We start from the raw sequence: 17,567 nt of genomic DNA, 5'->3' as shown, positions 1-17,567 counted from the left end.
GTATATAAGGTACAGCTCATGAAGAACATACGTCAGGGGGCCATGTCATGTTGAAATCTCGTCGGCTGAGCGTCGCGGTTCTTAGCACGGCGGCTGTGCTCGTCTTCGCCAGCTGTGCTGGGAGCCCCACACCAGAAGCACAGGGCAATGAAGAGCTGACCGTCTATGCAACGACCGGGTACCTCGCCGATGCCGTCGAAAATATCGCGCCTGACGCAGAGGTCATCACGATGGTTGGGCCCGGCGGCGATCCGCATACCTACCAGCCCTCCACCCAAGACATTCAAACCATTGAAGAATCCGACGTCGTCTTGTGGAACGGTTTGCACCTGGAAGCACAAATGATCGATATCTTGCAGGCCCAGGGGGACAGTCAGCTAGCTGTAGCTGATCAATTACCCGAAGACATATTGTTGTCCTGGCCCGAAACTGATGACCGGGGCAACGCCCTCCATGATCCACACGTGTGGAACAGCCCGGAAGCCTGGTCGCTGGTTGTCGACCACGTCGCCGAAAAACTCGCGGCCGCGGATCCAGAGCATTCAGAGGATTACCGTGCCAATGCGGAAACGTATCAGCAAGAGATTGCCGATACCGCTGCGGAGGTCGAGGACTTGTTGGCGGATGTGCCTGAGCCTCGCATGCTGATTACAGGTCACGATGCGTTCAACTATTTCGGCGAAACCTATGATCTGGATGTTCGCGCCACCGACTACGTGTCCACCGAAGCGGCGCTGAGCGCCAGCGAGCTCTCGGAACTGGCCGATCTGACTGCTGATCATGAAGTTCCGGTGATCTTCCAAGACAACCAGGCCAACCCGCAGGCGATCACCAGTTTGCAGGAAGCAGTACGAGACCGGGGTTGGGAAGTCGAGGTCTCCAACCAGGAACTGTACGCCGATTCTCTGGGTGCCGAAGAGGGCGTCGAGACGTACCTCGGTGTATTTGAACACAATGCCAATGCGATTGCCGATGCGCTGGGAGAAGGCACCGAATGACCAACCTTGCATGCGCAACACAGAACCTCGCGGTGGCGTATCGAGCCGAGCCGGTGCTCTATACGGTGGATTTCCAAGTGCCGGATGGTGCGGTCATGGGGATTGTCGGTCCTAACGGGGCCGGAAAATCCACACTCATTAAGGCTATGCTTGGTTTAGTGAAGCCGCTGACCGGTAGTGTCGAGTTCTTCGGTCAGCCGGTTGCCAAGATGCGTCAACGGGTCGGATATATGCCTCAATCCACATCGGTGGATTGGGATTTCCCGACCACGGTCATCGATGTGGTCACGATGGGCACCTACGGTTCGCTTGGGTTGTTTCGGCGCCCCAGAGCAAAACACCGCGCATTGGCTTACGACGCGTTGGAGCAAACCGGAATGGCGGAACTTGCCCGTCGCCAGATTGGTGAGCTCTCCGGCGGGCAACGTCAGCGCGTATTCTTGGCGCGTGCCCTCGTGCAACAGCCAGACCTGTACTTCCTGGATGAACCATTTCAAGGCATCGACGCCCGATCCCAGCAGTCGATGGTCGAGGTACTTCGTGCGCTGCAGGCGAGTGGCAAAACCATCGTCATCGTGCACCACGATCTGGCGACCCTGGCTGACTACTGCGATCACGTGACCCTGCTGAACCGTCGTATCGTAGCCCACGGGGCCGTCGAGGACGTCTTCACGCGCGATAATATTCGCACGACATATGATGTGACCGATGACAGTGCCGCGTTTCTGGAGTCCATCCGATGAGTCTCATCGAGTTCTTCGGTAACCACACCTACCGCATGGTGTTCTTCGGGACCATGGTCATTGGAATTGTGGCCGGTGCACTCGGCAGCTTCGCGTATCTGCGAAAACAATCATTGATTTCGGATGTCATTTCCCACGCAGCGCTCCCGGGTACCTTGTTGGCGTTTCTCACTGCCGTCACCGTGCTCGGTATCGACGGGCGCAATATGATCGGACTGATCATCGGGGCGATGGTGGTAGGTACCATCGCGGCGTTATTCGCCAACGCCGTCACCAGGGCCACAAAAATACGGATCGACACGTCGATGGCGGTCACCCTGACGGTCTTCTTCGGCGCCGGAATGCTGTTGATGCGTGTGATTTCTGACGGCGCGTTTCCTGGCAAAGGCGGGATTCAGGACTACCTGTTTGGTAACGCCTCTGTGATGACCGTTTCTGACCTGCGAGCCAGCGTGATCGTCGGTGGGATTGCCCTGGTTATCATGCTGCTGTTTTTCAAAGAGTTCGCGCTGCGCAGCTTTGATCCGCAGCATGCCACCGTGCTGGGCCTGAATGTCCGACTCATCGACACGTTGACGTTCACTGCCATCGTGTTGGCTATCGTCATCGGTGTGAAATCAGTAGGCCTTGTCCTGATGGTGGCCTTTATCGTCACACCGCCTGCTGCCGCACGCCAATGGACCAAAAGTCTCGGCGCGGTGGTCACGCTTTCGGCCATCTTCGGAGCCGTCGGTTCAGGCGTGGGTGCATACTTGTCGATCGCCATGGTCAACGCTCCCCACCGGTCCGCTGATCGTGTTGACCCTGTTCGCCATCTTCGTTGTGTCGCTCGTGTTCTCTCCGCAACGCAGTATCGTCACGACGGCGCTTGCTCGAGTTCGCGCTCGCAGAGACCTTCGACGCGCATTGGAGACCGCATGAGCTTCGTCGTCGGGACGGCCTTGTTAGCAGTGGTCACTGCCGTGGCCTGTGCGCTGCCGGGTGTCTTCGTGGTCCTGCGCAAGGGATCAATGCTTGTGGACGCGATCGCGCACGCGGTATTCCCCGGTATCGTCGTAGGATACGCCCTCACCCAAAACTTTGATTCACCGGTGTTGATCCTTGGCCCGGCACTGGCCGGGCTGATCGTGGTGGCAGGTGCTGAGGCACTAAACCGCACCGGGCTGCTCAGCGGGGACTCCCCGCAGGGGCTGATTTTTCCGGCGCTCTTTTCCATTGGCGTCATCATGGTGACAACACAGTTCGCAAATATTCACCTGGACACTCACATGGTGCTGGCCGGAGATCTGAATCTTGCTGCATATGAGCAACTCGAGATTGGTGGGGTAGCTGTCGGGCCCCAATATCTCTACGTCATGATCGGTATGCTTGTGGTGAATGCCGTGTTCCTGTCGGTGTTTTATCACCACCTGAAAGTGACTACTTTTGATTCCCAGTTTGCGTCGAGTCTTGGTATTCGGTCGAATGTGGTCAACATGGCGTTTATGTTTTTGGTGTCCGTGACGGTCACAGCGGCATTCAACGCCGCAGGAGCCATCCTGGTGATCGCACTGATGATTACCCCACCGGCAACCGCATATTTGCTGTCCAACAATCTGCCCACGATGATCGGCATCACGGTCGTGGTCGCGATCGTCGGCGCCCTGGTCGGTTTCGGCGCCGCCTACGTACTCAATGCTGCGACCAGCGCAGCCATGTCCGTGTTGTATGGAATCTTTTTTGTGCTCGCCATCGGCCTTGAGCGGTTCCGGCGGCGGCGTCGACAACGGGCGTCACAAGGAGAGCTTGTGGTCAGCCCCACAGTTTGAAACCTCAGGGCATTGGGTGCCACGAGGGTGACATTGCTTTAAAATCGTAGTGTTGTCATGCGATTGGTGACCTTTATGCGTACTTTGCAAGTAGTATACCTAGCCCAACATCATGTTGTGGTGTATCCACTCATGTTGGTGTGACTATACGCGCGAGGTTTGTTGAGCTAACATAATAATCAAGCCTGCTTACCTATAGTTCAAGGAGCCATCATGATTGAAGCCTGGATGTCCGCTGACGATATTGCTGAACACCTCGGGGTCACAAAGCACACCATTTATGGTTGGATCAATGACCGCTCCATGCCCGCCCATAAAATTGGCCGTCTCTGGAAGTTCAAGGCCTCTGAAGTCGACGAGTGGGTGCGCACTGGTGGCGCTGCAACGGTTGAAGACGAAGAAGGCTAAGAGACGTTTTTGAACATCAAAAAATCCCGGTCTGTACGTTGAGTGTACAAACCGGGATTTTCTTTGTGCTTATTCAGCGCTATTGAGTGGCTGTGGTGTGGGGTTTGTCCACGGGTCCTCAACCGGCTGGGAGAGACGCCATACAGCGTAGGCTGCACCAGCGGCAGCAACGGTAATACCAACGACGACGAGTCCACGACGGGACTTCTTCTTGCGCTTGGCCTGTTTTTTCAGTTGCTTTTCGGCATCCTGGGCCCAGTTCTTTGCGGCCTTCTGGAGGCGACGACCGGATTTCTTATCACCGGTCACACGAGTAATGGTGTCATTCACAAAGGCTGGCAGCTCGGCATCCTTGATGACCTCTGCGCTTCGACCGGCAACCGGAGCAAGTTGGCCTGCGGCGGTCGGGATGTATTCGTCCTGAACCTTCTGTTGGAAGTTCGTTGCGGCGTCGCCAACTTTATGTGCTGCATCCGAAATCTTGTGCGACACAGCATCTACCATTGGAGCGGCACGATCGGCGGAGTCCTGCCAAACGTTTTCTGCCCAGCCGCGAACCTGTGCCGCGGTGCCTCCCGACGGTGCTTTGGACTTGGATCGTCCGAACATATATACCTCCATAATAGGGAATGACTACAGTCTAGATTACGCGGTTGGGTTTGTCGTTGCCACGATCTGACTGCTTCGGGTCGTATTTCTTTAGGCCATCGGCGAATGAATACGTACTCGCACTGACTCAAGACTGTGTCGGGGGCTCAGATGATGACAGAATAACCTCATGAGTATTGCTACACATAAAGCTGTTATCAAAACCAACCGCGGCGATGTTGTCGTCGAACTCTTCGGCAACCACGCCCCTAAGACCGTCAACAACTTTGTTGGTCTGGCAACCGGTACCCAGGAATGGACCGATCCAGCCATCGGCGAGAAGAAGAATGGTGTGGCCCTCTACGATGGCACTATCTTCCACCGCATCATCTCCGACTTCATGATCCAGGGCGGTGACCCACTGGGCAAAGGTATCGGTGGACCCGGCTACCAGTTCGAAGACGAATTCCACCCGGAACTCGACTTCAACGACCCATACAAGCTGGCCATGGCCAACGCTGGTCCAGGCACCAACGGCTCACAATTCTTCATCACCTCGGTTGCAACACCATGGCTGCAGAATCGCCACACCATCTTCGGTGAAGTCATTGACCCTGACTCGCAGAAACTGGTGGACGAACTCAACACCGTGCCAACCGGCGCACAGGATCGTCCGGTCAACGATGTCGTCATCGAAACCATCGAAATCACCGAACTCTAAACCCTTTAGAAAGCACGATATATGTCATCCGGTCCCTCGTTTGGTGCCTATCACGATCCCTCGGCTGAACAGCCGGTGTGTCCCCGGCACCCAGATCGGGTGACATATATTCGATGCCAACGCTGCAACCAGCCGGTCTGCACCGACTGCCAGCGACCCTCTCAAGTCGGCGTGCTCTGCGTCGACTGTGTGCGCGAACATCAGCGTGCACTGCCCCGTGAACAACGGGCCCCAAAATTTACTGACCGCCGCGGGCACGCGATCCCGTTGGCGACGTACATCATTCTCGGCCTCACCGTGCTCGTTTACGCGCTGCAGTGGGCCGGCGAACTCATCCCGGCGTTCCCGCCAATCTACGAACTGTTCTTGTATTCCCCGCTGCATACGTCATGGGTAGCGCTTGAGGTAGCCCAGGTGACCGGGCAGTCGTTGTTCCAGCCATGGCGAATGCTCACCTCGGCGCTCGTGCATTCTATGGGCTCACCGGTCCACCTGCTCTTGAACATGGCGGTGCTGTGGATGATCGGCCGCCAGATCGAACAGTACCTCGGCGCCGCAAAATTCGTTGCGCTCTATGTGCTATCTGCCATCGGCGGGGCCGTCGCCGTCCTCTTTTTGGCTGAACCAAACTCAGCAGTCGTCGGCGCATCCGGTGCGGTGTACGGGCTGTTCGCGGCCCTGTGGCTGATCGGACGACGCTTGGGCGCTGACACCCGCGGCATCACCGTATTGATCGTCATCAACTTCGTATTCTCATTTATGGGTGCCAATATTTCCTGGCAGGGGCACCTCGGTGGCTTCATCACCGGGCTGGCCGCCTCGACACCAGTCGTACTGGCAGATAAAAAACAGGCCGGCATCGGTTCAACGCCCGAGCTCCGCAAGAAGCTCAACCGTCGAACCTGGCTCGGCCTGGCGCTCGTCCTCGTCCTGCTCATTGCACTGACCGTCATCGGTGCGCTGTTGATCGACACTCAGGCCATTCTCGGCCGCTAACCCCACGGTGTGTGACGCGCCCTGTGGAGAAACAGCGGAGTTAAACACAGTTTTCCCACAAGCATTCCACAAGTTATCCACAGCAAGTGTGTATAAGTGGAGTACGATCATGCCAAATCGCTGGGTATCCACAGAGTTACCCACAGGTTCATCCACAATGTGGAGAATTACATGCGTGTAACTCTAGGATGTCTGTGGGGATCTACCGCCAGCGGGTCATCATAATAAAACCGACCATAGCGAGCCCGAACCCGACAATAATGTTCCAACCGCCGATCCCCGGAATAGGATACTGACCGCCCGGCGCAAGGTAAAACACCATAATCCACAACAGCCCGACGATGAGCAGTCCAAACATGACCGCCTTATACCAGGTAGGAAGCGGCTGGGGCTGATCGTCAGCTGCTAATAACTGTGCGTCGAGTTCGGTTTCCTGCGAGTCGGCCTTACCGCGCTTCTTCGATGATGCCAATGCGTGTCCTGTTCAACAAGGGGGCGTATACTACTGACAGTATTCTACGTGTACGAGCTTCGTACCGCAGCGTATCTTGACTCCTAGGATTTTCACCATGTCAGATGCCGGTTCACAGCCGCTATCTCGCCGCCCGCGTCGCGCGGCAAAAAAACGTCCGCCACGACCAACCTTCCTCGGTGTGCTCGGCGAGTTGCTGATCACCGCCGGGCTCTTCGTCCTGCTGTTTGTAGTGTGGGAGCTCTATTGGACCAATCTCGGCGCCAACCGTGAGGCCCAAGCACACCGCGATACGATGGCCGATACCTTCAGCGAAAACTATGATGCCGGATTCGACGGTTCAGGCCCGGACCCGGCCGTGCCCGAAGAGGTCACAAGCGGCGACCCGTGGGGCATGCTCTACATTCCGCGCTTTGGCCCAGATTATTCGGTGCCCATGCTCGATGGCACCGGCCCCGAAATCGACTCGGCCGTGGTAGGTCGGTATGAGGACTCGCCGCGCCCGGGTGAAGAGGGCAACCTTGCTCTGGCAGGCCATCGACAAACCTACGGTGCCGTGCTGTGGGACATGGACAAGCTGCAAGATGGCGACCGCATGTACGTCCAAACCGCCAACGGCTGGTGGGTATACGAAACGCGCATGGTGCACATTGTGGATCCGTCCGACATCGAAGTGTTAGCCCCCAACCCGATGGATCCAGCATCGGGCGAGCCGGATGGCAGCTGGTTGACGTTGACGACGTGCCACCCGCCCTACACCGTGCTGGAACGCATGATTTCGCACGCCGAGCTCGTCGATTTTGTGCCGCTGGCCGACGGAGCACCCGAGAAGATTGCTGAATCGGTCGGCGACATCGAGCTCGAAGCCGCCCCGTCCACCATTGATACACCCGAGCACAATGACGCTATGGCTCACCGCGTCGCCGAGGAGGCATAATGTACGCCTGGATCTTCCACATTCTGCCCGGGCCCACCTGGTTCCGGTGGATTCTGGTGCTCGCCGCGCTGGCCGCGATCGTTTTTGTGCTCATGGAAGTTGTGTATCCATGGGTTGCTGAATTCGGGTTCTTCTCTGATGCGACCATGAACGTCGAATAGTTCAGATTTGTAGGAATGTATTCGGCTCGCGCGAGGTTGACCTAGATATGACTACGAATCACCATGCATCGTCCATACCCGAGGGAGCCATCGAATTTGGCCTACACACTTTCGGGGACCTCACCCAAGATGTCGAAGGCACCCGCGTGCTCGACTATCCCGAGGTCCTGCGCAACGTGGTTGCCGAGGGTGTCCTTGCCGATACCGTGGGCGTCGACGTCATCGGCGTCGGCGAACACCACCGTCCCGATTATGCGGTCTCCGCGCCCGACGTCGTGCTGACCGCGATCGGTGCCCAAACCGAAAAGATCAAGCTCATTTCGGCCGTCACCGTGTTGTCCTCGGATGATCCGGTGCGCGTGCACCAGCGTTTCGCCACCCTGGATGGCATCACCTCGGGTCGCGGAGAAGTCTCACTGGGACGCGGGAGTTTTATCGAATCGTTCCCGCTGTTTGGCTATGACCTGAGCGACTATGAAGTCCTGTTCGAAGAGAAACTCGAACTCTTCGATCACCTGCGTCGCGAAGAACCCGTCACGTGGTCGGGCACCAAGCGCGCGGCACTGGAAAACTATTCGATTTTCCCGACGACGAATCACGAGTATGGTCTGCCAACCTGGGTGGCCGTGGGCGGTTCGCCACAGTCGATCGTTCGCGCAGCAAAGTACGGCATGGGGCTGGAGTTGGCGATCATCGGGGGTGCGCCACACCGCTTCGTGCCGCTAGTGGAGTTGTACCACAAGAACATCGCAGCAAATGGGTTCGATCCCCGTCGCGTGGCAGTCCATTCGCACGGGTTTGTTGCCGCGACCGATGAGGAAGCCATGCAGCGTTACTACCCGTATTGGCATCATTCGATGCAGGTACTGGGTCGGGAACGGGGTTGGCCTGAGCCGTCACCGGATCAGTTTGCGCAAGAAGTTCGGAACGGTGCACTGCATCTTGGGTCGCCTGAGACTGTGGCCCGCAAAGTTGCCAACACCATTCAAACCCTGGGCGCCACCCGTTTTGGTATGAAGTACGGCAACGGGCGATTGCCCCACGAGTACATGATGGAATCCATCGAACTCTATGGCACCAAGGTCAAGCCAATGGTGTTGGAGATGCTCGCCGAGTAGGTTAGCTCTCCTCGTCGGTGGGCGAGTCCTCATCATCCGGTGAGGACTCGTCCTCGCTTGGGCTCGGTGAGTCAGTTTCGTCGTCATCTGGCGACGGCGAAGGGCTCTCGGTCTCCTCTGGTTCGGTTGCGATGGTCACGGTAATGACCGAACCTTGCGAGGCGTTTTCGCCGGGGTCAACGGATTGCTCGAAGACGCGGCCGGTTTCCTCGTCCGCATTTTCTTCTTCGACGACGTCAATACCGAGGCCAAGTTCGGCCGCGGTCAGCGTATTTTCGGCGTCGCCGGCGGTCATCCCGCGAACATCGGGGACTTCAACCTCACCCGACGACATTCTCAGCGCCACGGTGGCACCGTAGGACACGGTTGAGCCCAGGGACGGGTTGGTGTCGACGAGTCGATCGCGCGGAATCGTTGCCGAGTTGACGTATGAGACGTCGGCGACGGTGAGTCCGAGTTCCTCGAGCGTATCGCGCACGGTCGCTTCCGAAGCGCCCTGCAGCGAGTCGGGGATCTGTACTTCGTCTGGTCCCAGCGAGATGTTGAGCGTGACTTCGTCGTAGCGCTGCATGGTAACACCGCCGGCCGGTTCTGTTCCGATGGCGCGGTCCCGTTCGACGTCGTCACTGTGTTCGTACTCCAGAATTGGACGCAATCCCGCGGTGGTCAATGCATTCTGGGCGTCGGTTTCTGGCATGCCGGATACGTCTGGGATGTCGACCTGGTTTTCTTCGATGCGTTGCTGTTCGGCTTCATTCCAGAACCACCAGCCCGCAAACGCGCCGCCGCCCAGCAGCAGGATGAGCAACAGGGCAATGAGCCAGCCGCGACGGCGCTTGGATTTTCGCTTGTCGTCGGCGGTCTCCATTTGGCCGGTCATCTCGTAGTCTTCGGGGAGTTCTTCCCGTGGCTCGAAGATCGAGTCGTCTTTGGCGGAGATGGGCGCGATCGCCTGGGTGGCTTGTGTATCGCCCGGCACGACGGCGGGTGGGATGACAGCCGTGGATTGGTCGTCGCTGACTGGTATGCCGTCGTAATGGGCGGCGCGCAGTGCGCTGAGAAATTCTTTGCCGTCTTGGAAACGGTCATCGCGATTCTTGGACAGCGCTTTCTTGAGCACCGATTCTAACGCGGGCGTAATTTCGGGGACGAGTGTCGATGCCTCGGGTGGTTCTTCGCGGACGTGCTGGTAGGCCACGGCGACGGGGGAGTCACCCACAAACGGTGGGCGGCCGGTCAGCAGTTCGAACAGGACGCAACCCACTGAGTACAGGTCGGAGCGGAAGTCGACGGCCTCGCCGCGAGCTTGTTCGGGGGAGAGGTATTGCGCGGTTCCGACGACGGCCTGGGTTTGCGTCATCGTCGCGGAGGTGTCGGAGAGCGCACGTGCGATGCCGAAATCCATGACTTTGACGGCACCGGAGCCATCGACCATGACGTTGCCGGGTTTGATGTCGCGGTGCACGATGTCATTTTCGTGTGAGTATGCGACCGCAGCGAGGATGCCTTCGCTCCACTCGACGGCCTGGTCGAGGCTGACTTCGTCTTTGCGTAGCAGTGCGCGCAGGGTGTCGCCGTCAACATATTCCATGACCATATAGGGCAGGGAGACGTCAGTGTGTTGACCGGTGTCGGGCAGTTGTTCTTCACCCGTGTCGAAGACCGCAACGATATTTGGATGGTTCAGTGCAGCGGACGCGTGTGCTTCGCGGCGGAATCGGGTTTGGAACTGTGGGTCTCGGGCCAGATCCGGGCGCATCATTTTGATGGCGACGGTACGGCCAAGGCGTTCATCGCGACCCAGATAGACGTCGGCCATTCCGCCGCGACCTATCAGTTCACCGACTTCGTACCGGCCATTGATAATTCGTTGTTGGGACACAGTTTTCCTTATGAGGCGCTACGCCGCAGGACTATCGTCATGGTCATAGGCAGTCGCTCCACCATTTCGTTTGGACATTTCATGTGATTTTTCATTTTAAGTTGTGGATCCCAGTTGCGTTGGAGATTCTGGCGCTGATGTGCCGTTCGCTTGCTCGGATCCCGGGGAGTCTGCTGGCTGTTCCTCAGTAGGGACGTTACCGTCAGTCTGGTCGGCACCGTTTCCGTTAGTTGCACCATCGGTGTTGCCATTGCCACCGTTTTCTCCGGTTTCGTTACCGGCACCGTCATCGCCTGTTCCATCGGTCTCATCACCGGTGCCGTCGGTATTGCCGTTGCCGTTGGTTCCGTCTCCACCGGTGCCGTCGGTGCCTCCGTTACCGTCGGGCTGATCTTGACCATTCTCTTGGTTTTGCTCTGGCTGAGGCTCTGGCTCGGGCTCAGGTTCCGGTTCGGGCGCTGGCTGTTCAGGTTGGGGTGCTGGTTCTTGCTCGATCGCTTCAGCTTCGTTTGAGAAGGTCACGGTGATCTCCTCGCCTTCCTCAACTTCACCGGTCGGATTCAGAGCAATCACTGTACCAAATGGATCTGAGTCGTCCCTCTCCACAGCCTCCACGGTGAATCCAAGCTCTTCGAGCTCGGCTGTCACTTCGTCGATGTTGCGGCCAACGTAGTCGTCAGGATCGATTTCGACGGTCGCCACGGTTTCGGTCTGCGTTGGTTCAGGTTCTGGCTCTTCATCTGAACCCAGTGAGCCTAACCAGAGGCCGAGACCGACCAGCGCTGCGAGGATGACGATGCCGATGATTGGCCAAAACCATGGGCTACGCTTCTTTTCTTCGTCTTGCGTCTCAAGGTTGGCCGGACCATCTTCGGGGAGTGCATCGGCGCCCAGTCCAGCGGATCGTGCCGAAACTTGGGACGGAGGGGTGTCGGCTTGTGGCATCGCGGTCGTTGAACTGGAGGGTTCGTCGGGCATGTTGGTCATGATTTGGGTGGCGTGAGTATCGCTCATGCTTTCGAAGCTCTGAGTATCGATGACTTGGGTGGCATCCGAATCAAAGCTGCCGGAGGTCACGAATGGGACCATGCCGGGTACCGCATTAATCGCGGCTTGGGTGTCTTGTCGACGTAGGGCTTCGGCTGCTTCGGCCAGTTTGTCGGCATCGACTGGCCGATCTTCGGCTTCTTTGGCCAACATGGACATGATCAGGGCGCGCACCGGTTCGGGGATGGAATCGGGCAGGTTCGGTGGGTCGTCGTTCACCTGGGCGAGTGCGATAGCGATCTGGGATTCGCCGGTGAAGGGACGGTGCCCGGCGAGGCATTCGTAACCGATAATGCCCAGCGAGTAGATGTCGGAGACGCCGGTGGCCTGTTGACCGGTTGCTTGTTCGGGGGCGAGGTACTGGGCGGTGCCCATGACCTGTCCGGTGGCGGTGAGCGGGACTTGGTCGGCGAGTCGGGCGATGCCAAAGTCGGTGACTTTGACACGGTTCTTGGCGTCAATCAACAGGTTGCCGGGTTTGATGTCGCGGTGGACGAGGCCTTGTGCGTGCGCGGCGGATAACGCTCGAGCCGTCTGGGCCATGATACTCAGGGTTCGGTCCGGGGATAACACCTTCTCCCGGTCCAGAATGGCGCTCAACGGATCCCCGGGTACAAGTTCCATGACCAGAAAGCCGGAGCCTTCTTCTTCGCCGTAGTCAAAGACGTTGGCCACACCGGGGTGGTTCAACAGTGCTGTGTGTTGGGCTTCGGCGCGGAAGCGGCGGAGGAAGTTCGGGTCCCCGGTGTATTCTTCCTTCAAAATTTTGATGGCGATGATGCGTCCGAGCACGGTGTCGCGTGCTTTCCAGACTTCGCCCATGCCACCGATGGCGATACGATCGGTCAGTTCGTATCGGCCGCCTAGCGTCATTCCCGATATTGGTCTCACTGTTCGACCACCGCCTCCACGATTGTCCCGATGTTATCTACCGTGAGTCGGTGTCCCACGGAGTAATCAACATTTCTATACACGAGTGTCACCGCTACTTGTGGATCATCGATCGGTGCGAAACCGGTGATCCATGAATTGACTTTATCTTCTGTTCCGATTTCAGCTGTACCGGTTTTTGCTGCGATCGGAACTGATGACTGCGCTGCTGCGGCCGTTCCGGCTTCCACGGTTTGGGTCATCATTTGTGTCATTTGGGAAGCAGTTTCTTCGCTGATGGCCTCCGAATACACTTCCGGTTGCGGTTCTTCAAGCAGATTCATGTCCGGCCCACGCACCGAGTCGACGAGCTGCGGATTCATCACGGTGCCGTCGTTCGCGATGCCCGCGGCGATCATGTTCATCTGTAAGGCGCTGGCTTGCACATCGACCTGGCCAAGCACGGATTGTGCCAGGGTGGCATCGTGCAGCTCTTCGTCAGGGAAATATGATGCTTCGACCGAAAGGGGGATGGTGATGGAATCATCATTGAAACCGAAGCGTTCGGCAACATCGAGGATAGGTTCCTGGCCCATATCCATGGCGGCTTGTGAGAACGGTGTGTTACACGATTGCGCAAAGACCCATGTGAATTCTGCGGAATTTCGTTGCGCGCATGCACCGCCGCCGAAGTTCGTGATGGGAACGTCGGCTTGCGGTAGGTCCAAGCTATTGGGGACGTCCATGACGGTGTCGGTATCGTACTCGCCGGATTCGAGCATCGCGATGGCATCAATGAGTTTAAACGTGGAACCGGGCTGCGCCGTATCTGCTGTCGGCTGGTTCATATACGGGCTTACACCTGACTCGACCAGTGCATCCATATTTTCTGATGCTTCGGTGGTCGAATGCACAGCCAACTGGTTGGTGTCATAACTTGGCCGCGACGTCATGGCCAGGACACGTCCGGTATCGATTTCGGTGACGACGACGGAGCCTTGAACACCCTCGGGGATGAGATCATAGGCGGCTTCTTGCGCTGCCGGGTCGAGGGTCAACTCAACCGAGGCCCCGGGGTTTTCTTCCCCGGTCAGGTTTTGCCGCAGTCGTTCAACGAACAGGTCGTCGGAGGTGCCCGAGAGCCATTCGTTGAGGCGTTGTTCCAAACCTGTCTGGCCGTAGTTCAGCGAGTAGAACCCGGTGAGTCCGGAGTAGAGTTCGGGTTGGTTGTAGACGCGCTGATAATTGAAGCTGGTTGAATCGCTGGGTACGGATTCGGCGATAGGTTCACCGGCCACCAGAATGGGGCCGCGGGGTCCACCGAATTGTTTATACAGTTCGCGAGTGTTGGCCTCGTGGGTGCGCAGATCTTCGGCGCCGATGACCTGAATGTAGCTGGCTGCGCCAATGAGCACGAGGAAGATGGCAACGATGCCGAACCATGCGTATCGTACGGATTCATTCATGAACGTTCACCCGCTTCCACAGGTCGTCCGGGGCCGGAGGCTCCTGCACCGAAGCCCGAAGCGTTGACCATTGGGCCGGCTTGCATCGGTCGGTTGGCGGTATGGGAAATGAGTAAGACGAGCCCCATGATCATCCAGTTTGATAACAATGACGAACCACCGGCAGCCATAAACGGTGTGGTCAGCCCGGTTAGTGGGATCACGCGTAGGACACCACCGACGACGACGAAGATCTGGATGGCCATGGCGCACCCCAGCCCCGCGGCTAACAGTTTGCCAAAGGCGTCGCGCGCGGATAGTCCGATGCGCATGATGCGGGTGATGAGCACGAAGAAGACCAACAAAATGGCAGTGAGTCCGACGAGACCGAGTTCTTCACCGAACGATGCGATGATCATGTCCGAGTTTGCTGCGAACACCATGTCTGGACGGCCTTCACCCAGACCCGAGCCGAAGAGCCCACCCGAGGCGAGCCCGAAGAGTCCTTGGACCACCTGGTGGGAGCCGTGTTCGGCGTAAATCATGTCCATATCGAATGCATTGAGCCAGCCGTCAATACGGGCTTGGACGTGTGGGAAGAGACTGGCGGCGATGACGGCACCGACACCTGCGGCGCCCACCCCAAGGACGAGCCAGGATAGGCGCGAGGTCGCCAAGTAAATCATCGCCATGAACAACCCGAAGAACAGCACGGCTGAGCCGAGGTCACGCTGGAAAATGAGTACACCCATGGCCACGAGCCACGCGACGACGAGTGGGCCGAGGTCTTGGAGCCGGGGGAAGGTTAGCGGGCCAAGCTTCTTGCCGGCCAGCAGGATGAGGTCGCGGTTAGCGCTGAGGTAGGAGGCGAAGAAGATTGCTAGGGTCAGTTTGGCGACTTCACCGGGTTGGAATGAGCCGATGCCAAGGTTGACCCAAATGCGGGCACCATAAATTTCGACACCGATGAATGGCAAGAACGGCAGGATGAGCAGTATCGCTGAGGCGAGGAGCCACACGTAGGTGAAGCGGCGCATGTTGCGGTAGTCGACGATGAACCACACGATGGCCATCGAGATGACTAGCGACAGCGCCGTCCACAGCAGTTGGTTGTTGGCGAGTCCTTCGCCGGGTGGTACCAGGTCCAACCGGTGGATCATGGCGAGGCCCAGACCGTTGAGTGTTAGCGCGAGCGGCAGGATGTATTGGTCGGAAAATGGTGCGCGCAGCCGCAGTACGATATGGAAGATGATGGCCAAGGCGAACATCACACCGAGTTGTACCCAGTAGTGGGCGTCCAGTGCTTGGTCCATACCCAGGCCTGAAAGCATGTAGGCGCCCGAGCCGATGGCTACGGCCATCACAATGAGGACGATTTCGGTGACGCGCAGCGGTTTCTTGATGGGCTGGTCAGTCGTGACGGCGTCGGTCATTATGGGTTCCCTCCCATCGCTCCGGCGGTTGCTCCACCGATGGAGCCGGAGGCACCCACGCCGTTGGAGGCGATGGGGATATCCGAGTCGTCGGCCTGATCGCCCGGCGAGACCGGCGGGGCCTCGGGGATCAGCGCGGATTCGAGATCCATCAAAATCTCTTCAGCGTGGTTGAGATCCTGTGCTGGCAGGCCGGTTTCAACACGTTGACGGCTATAACCGGGCAGCCTGGCCAGCGGGATGTCGGTGGATTGTTCCAGCGAGGATAACTCGAGTGGACCAATTGCCTGGGGCACGCCCTGATAGATGGCTACGTGGTCCTGTTCGGTGCCCACGTAGTACTGTCCGCGAATCCAAAGGAAACCGACGGCTAGGGAGGTGGCGAAGAGGATGAGGAACACGCCCACCATAGTCAGCAGCGGCCAGGAGCGCCGACCGGTTGGGACGGCATCTTCTTCGAGTTCTTCGCGCGGTGCCGGAGCGGCTGGCTCGGCAGCATCAGAAGCGCCATGCAACAGTGCTGCGGCACGCTTTTGCGAGGAGGACCGGGTGACGACCGGGATCTGATCGGTATCGGTGGCAAGTTCAGCTGCACCCACCAGCAGGTGTGGACGAGAGGCGAGGTCGGCGCGCAACAGGGACGCAGACACTGACTCACCGTTCTGTGCGGCAGAAACCTCGCGAGCCGATTCAGTGAGTTCATCGGTTTTGGGATTATTTCCGGCGGTGATCTGACGTTCGGCGGTTTCAAACACCACGATCGTGACGTTATCGGGCGCACCACGGTTCAGTGTTTCATCGATGAGATCCCGACAAATATCGTCGAGTGGCTTATCGGCGCGCAGCAGTTGTTCAATGGTCTCGTCCTCGACGACGGCGTTGAGCCCGTCGGAGCACAATAGCCAACGTTCGCCGGGTTCGGTGGCAAATGAGGTGACATCCAGCTCGGGGGAGGCGTCCACGTCGCCCAGCACACGCATGAGCACGTTTTTATGGGGGTGGGATTCGGCGTCGGCTGCACTGATGCGGCCTTCGTCGATCAGGCGCTGGACGAAGGTGTGGTCGGCCGAAAGCTGTTGGAACGCATCGTGTTTGAGTCGGTAGGCCCGAGAGTCACCGATGTGGGCCATGTGCAGGATGTCGTTGTCGACCATCACAGCAGTACAGGTGGTGCCCATCCCCGCCAGTTTGGGGTTGTCGTGCACGAGATCATTGAGGATCAGGTTTGCCGATTGGATCTCATCGGGAAGCATGGTGGCCGGATCTGGGTGATCATTGCGATCCAGCGGAGCAAGGTCGAGCACCACTGAGGCTGAGGCGACGTCGCCGCCCACGTGGCCGCCCATCCCATCGGCCACGACAGCAAGGAAATGGCCAACGTAGGCCGAGTCGTCGTTTTTTGAACGCACTCGTCCGACGTCAGAGCGGGCAGCGAAGTTCAGCTCGAGGGCCATGGTTATGCCTTCAGCTCCATGACAGTTTTGCCAATGCGCACAGCTGTGCCCGGATCAATGGGCATGGTTCGTGTGAGTTGTTCACCCTGCACGAAGGTTCCGTTGGTTGAGCCAAGATCTTCCAGAAACCAGCGACTGCCTTGCGGGAACAGTCGAGCATGGCGGCCCGAAGCATAGTCGTCTTCAAGGACCAGACCGGCGTCTTGGGCGCGACCGATCAACAGCGGTTGGCCGCCAAGATCGATGGTTCGACCTGTCAGTGGGCCTTCGGTGACGATGAGCCGTGAAGCCAGCGCACGTTGCGGTACCGGGGCGACTTCGGGTGTTTCTGCCGGGTCATCATCTTTTTTTGCTTTCCGGCGGGTCAGGCGTGCCGGACGAGCGATCTGGAGGGACCGACCTTGAGAACCGATGACCGAGAACACAAATATCCACAGCAGGGCGAGGAGCCCAAACCGCAGTGCGGTGATCGCTAATTCGCTCACG

Annotated in this window: 17 protein-coding genes; 9 read left to right on the top strand and 8 right to left on the bottom strand. The window is 58.2% G+C overall.

All coding sequences use genetic code 11. The annotated features are described in order from the left end of the window. Positions 1–47 precede the first annotated feature (47 nt). The 4 genes from ACYVJT_RS01820 (at position 48) to ACYVJT_RS01805 (ending at position 3,957) form a co-directional block, all read left to right on the top strand. Positions 48–998 carry a metal ABC transporter substrate-binding protein gene (locus ACYVJT_RS01820; protein ID WP_343958583.1) on the top strand — a complete coding sequence of 317 codons (951 nt, stop codon included), beginning with the start codon at positions 48–50 and terminating at the stop codon, positions 996–998. Further along, a complete protein-coding gene (locus tag ACYVJT_RS01815; RefSeq protein WP_343958585.1) occupies positions 995–1,741 on the top strand; it encodes a metal ABC transporter ATP-binding protein in 747 nt (248 codons plus the stop codon). Before ACYVJT_RS01820 ends, ACYVJT_RS01815 begins: the two co-directional genes overlap by 4 nt. Then, positions 1,738–3,549, top strand: a complete 1,812-nt coding sequence (locus ACYVJT_RS01810; protein WP_343958587.1) for a metal ABC transporter permease — start codon at positions 1,738–1,740, stop codon at positions 3,547–3,549. Before ACYVJT_RS01815 ends, ACYVJT_RS01810 begins: the two co-directional genes overlap by 4 nt. A gap of 213 nt (positions 3,550–3,762) precedes the next feature. Next, positions 3,763–3,957 (top strand): helix-turn-helix domain-containing protein, encoded by a 195-nt coding sequence (locus tag ACYVJT_RS01805; protein WP_343958589.1) that lies wholly within the window; start codon positions 3,763–3,765, stop codon positions 3,955–3,957. A gap of 69 nt (positions 3,958–4,026) precedes the next feature. Here ACYVJT_RS01805 and ACYVJT_RS01800 read toward each other — a convergent pair whose 3' ends face one another. Further along, positions 4,027–4,566: a hypothetical protein gene (locus ACYVJT_RS01800; RefSeq protein WP_343958591.1), complete on the bottom strand. Its 540-nt coding sequence runs from the start codon at positions 4,564–4,566 to the stop codon at positions 4,027–4,029. Between the two features lie 169 nt (positions 4,567–4,735). Between ACYVJT_RS01800 and ACYVJT_RS01795 the strand changes: the two genes are divergently transcribed. Together ACYVJT_RS01795 and ACYVJT_RS01790 are read left to right on the top strand one after the other, a co-directional pair. Next, entirely contained in the window at positions 4,736–5,266 is a 531-nt protein-coding gene (locus ACYVJT_RS01795) for a peptidylprolyl isomerase (protein WP_343958593.1), read from the top strand. A 189-nt stretch (positions 5,267–5,455) separates the two neighbouring features. Further along, positions 5,456–6,262: a rhomboid family intramembrane serine protease gene (locus tag ACYVJT_RS01790; protein WP_343958595.1), complete on the top strand. Its 807-nt coding sequence runs from the start codon at positions 5,456–5,458 to the stop codon at positions 6,260–6,262. A gap of 202 nt (positions 6,263–6,464) precedes the next feature. Here ACYVJT_RS01790 and ACYVJT_RS01785 read toward each other — a convergent pair whose 3' ends face one another. Next, complete coding sequence (locus ACYVJT_RS01785) at positions 6,465–6,734, bottom strand: cell division protein CrgA (RefSeq protein WP_343958597.1); 270 nt, start codon at positions 6,732–6,734, stop codon at positions 6,465–6,467. Positions 6,735–6,831: 97 nt separating this feature from the next. Between ACYVJT_RS01785 and ACYVJT_RS01780 the strand changes: the two genes are divergently transcribed. Genes ACYVJT_RS01780 through ACYVJT_RS01770 form a run of 3 tightly spaced genes read left to right on the top strand, consistent with a single transcriptional unit; the run spans position 6,832 to position 8,950 of the window. After that, positions 6,832–7,671 (top strand): class E sortase, encoded by an 840-nt coding sequence (locus ACYVJT_RS01780; RefSeq protein ID WP_343958599.1) that lies wholly within the window; start codon positions 6,832–6,834, stop codon positions 7,669–7,671. Further along, positions 7,671–7,832, top strand: coding sequence for a hypothetical protein (locus ACYVJT_RS01775; protein ID WP_343958601.1), 162 nt, complete (start codon positions 7,671–7,673; stop codon positions 7,830–7,832). Before ACYVJT_RS01780 ends, ACYVJT_RS01775 begins: the two co-directional genes overlap by 1 nt. A gap of 47 nt (positions 7,833–7,879) precedes the next feature. Further along, the gene (locus tag ACYVJT_RS01770) at positions 7,880–8,950 is read left to right on the top strand and encodes an Atu2307/SP_0267 family LLM class monooxygenase (RefSeq protein WP_343958603.1); all 1,071 of its coding nucleotides are present in this window, start codon (positions 7,880–7,882) and stop codon (positions 8,948–8,950) included. 1 nt (position 8,951) lies between these two features. On the opposite strand, the gene pknB is transcribed toward ACYVJT_RS01770, so the two are convergent. The 6 genes from pknB to ACYVJT_RS01740 all read right to left on the bottom strand — a co-directional run bounded on the left by pknB (position 8,952) and on the right by ACYVJT_RS01740 (position 17,566). After that, on the bottom strand, positions 8,952–10,832 hold the full coding sequence (pknB, locus tag ACYVJT_RS01765; RefSeq protein ID WP_343958606.1) for a Stk1 family PASTA domain-containing Ser/Thr kinase: 1,881 nt from the start codon (positions 10,830–10,832) through the stop codon (positions 8,952–8,954). Positions 10,833–10,928: 96 nt separating this feature from the next. Continuing rightward, positions 10,929–12,770 carry a protein kinase domain-containing protein gene (locus ACYVJT_RS01760; RefSeq protein ID WP_343958608.1) on the bottom strand — a complete coding sequence of 614 codons (1,842 nt, stop codon included), beginning with the start codon at positions 12,768–12,770 and terminating at the stop codon, positions 10,929–10,931. Next, positions 12,767–14,215 (bottom strand): penicillin-binding transpeptidase domain-containing protein, encoded by a 1,449-nt coding sequence (locus tag ACYVJT_RS01755; RefSeq protein WP_343958611.1) that lies wholly within the window; start codon positions 14,213–14,215, stop codon positions 12,767–12,769. Before ACYVJT_RS01755 ends, ACYVJT_RS01760 begins: the two co-directional genes overlap by 4 nt. Continuing rightward, positions 14,212–15,627, bottom strand: a complete 1,416-nt coding sequence (locus tag ACYVJT_RS01750; protein ID WP_343958613.1) for an FtsW/RodA/SpoVE family cell cycle protein — start codon at positions 15,625–15,627, stop codon at positions 14,212–14,214. Before ACYVJT_RS01750 ends, ACYVJT_RS01755 begins: the two co-directional genes overlap by 4 nt. Next, entirely contained in the window at positions 15,627–17,081 is a 1,455-nt protein-coding gene (locus tag ACYVJT_RS01745; protein WP_343958615.1) for a PP2C family protein-serine/threonine phosphatase, read from the bottom strand. The genes ACYVJT_RS01750 and ACYVJT_RS01745 overlap by 1 nt, the downstream gene beginning before the upstream one ends. 2 nt (positions 17,082–17,083) lie before the next feature. Further along, the gene (locus ACYVJT_RS01740; protein ID WP_343958617.1) at positions 17,084–17,566 is read right to left on the bottom strand and encodes an FHA domain-containing protein FhaB/FipA; all 483 of its coding nucleotides are present in this window, start codon (positions 17,564–17,566) and stop codon (positions 17,084–17,086) included. Position 17,567 lies beyond the last annotated feature (1 nt).

Source organism: Yaniella soli (genome assembly GCF_054782375.1).
Note: the sequence above shows the minus strand (reverse complement) of the source record. Positions and strands in the feature narration are given on the sequence as shown.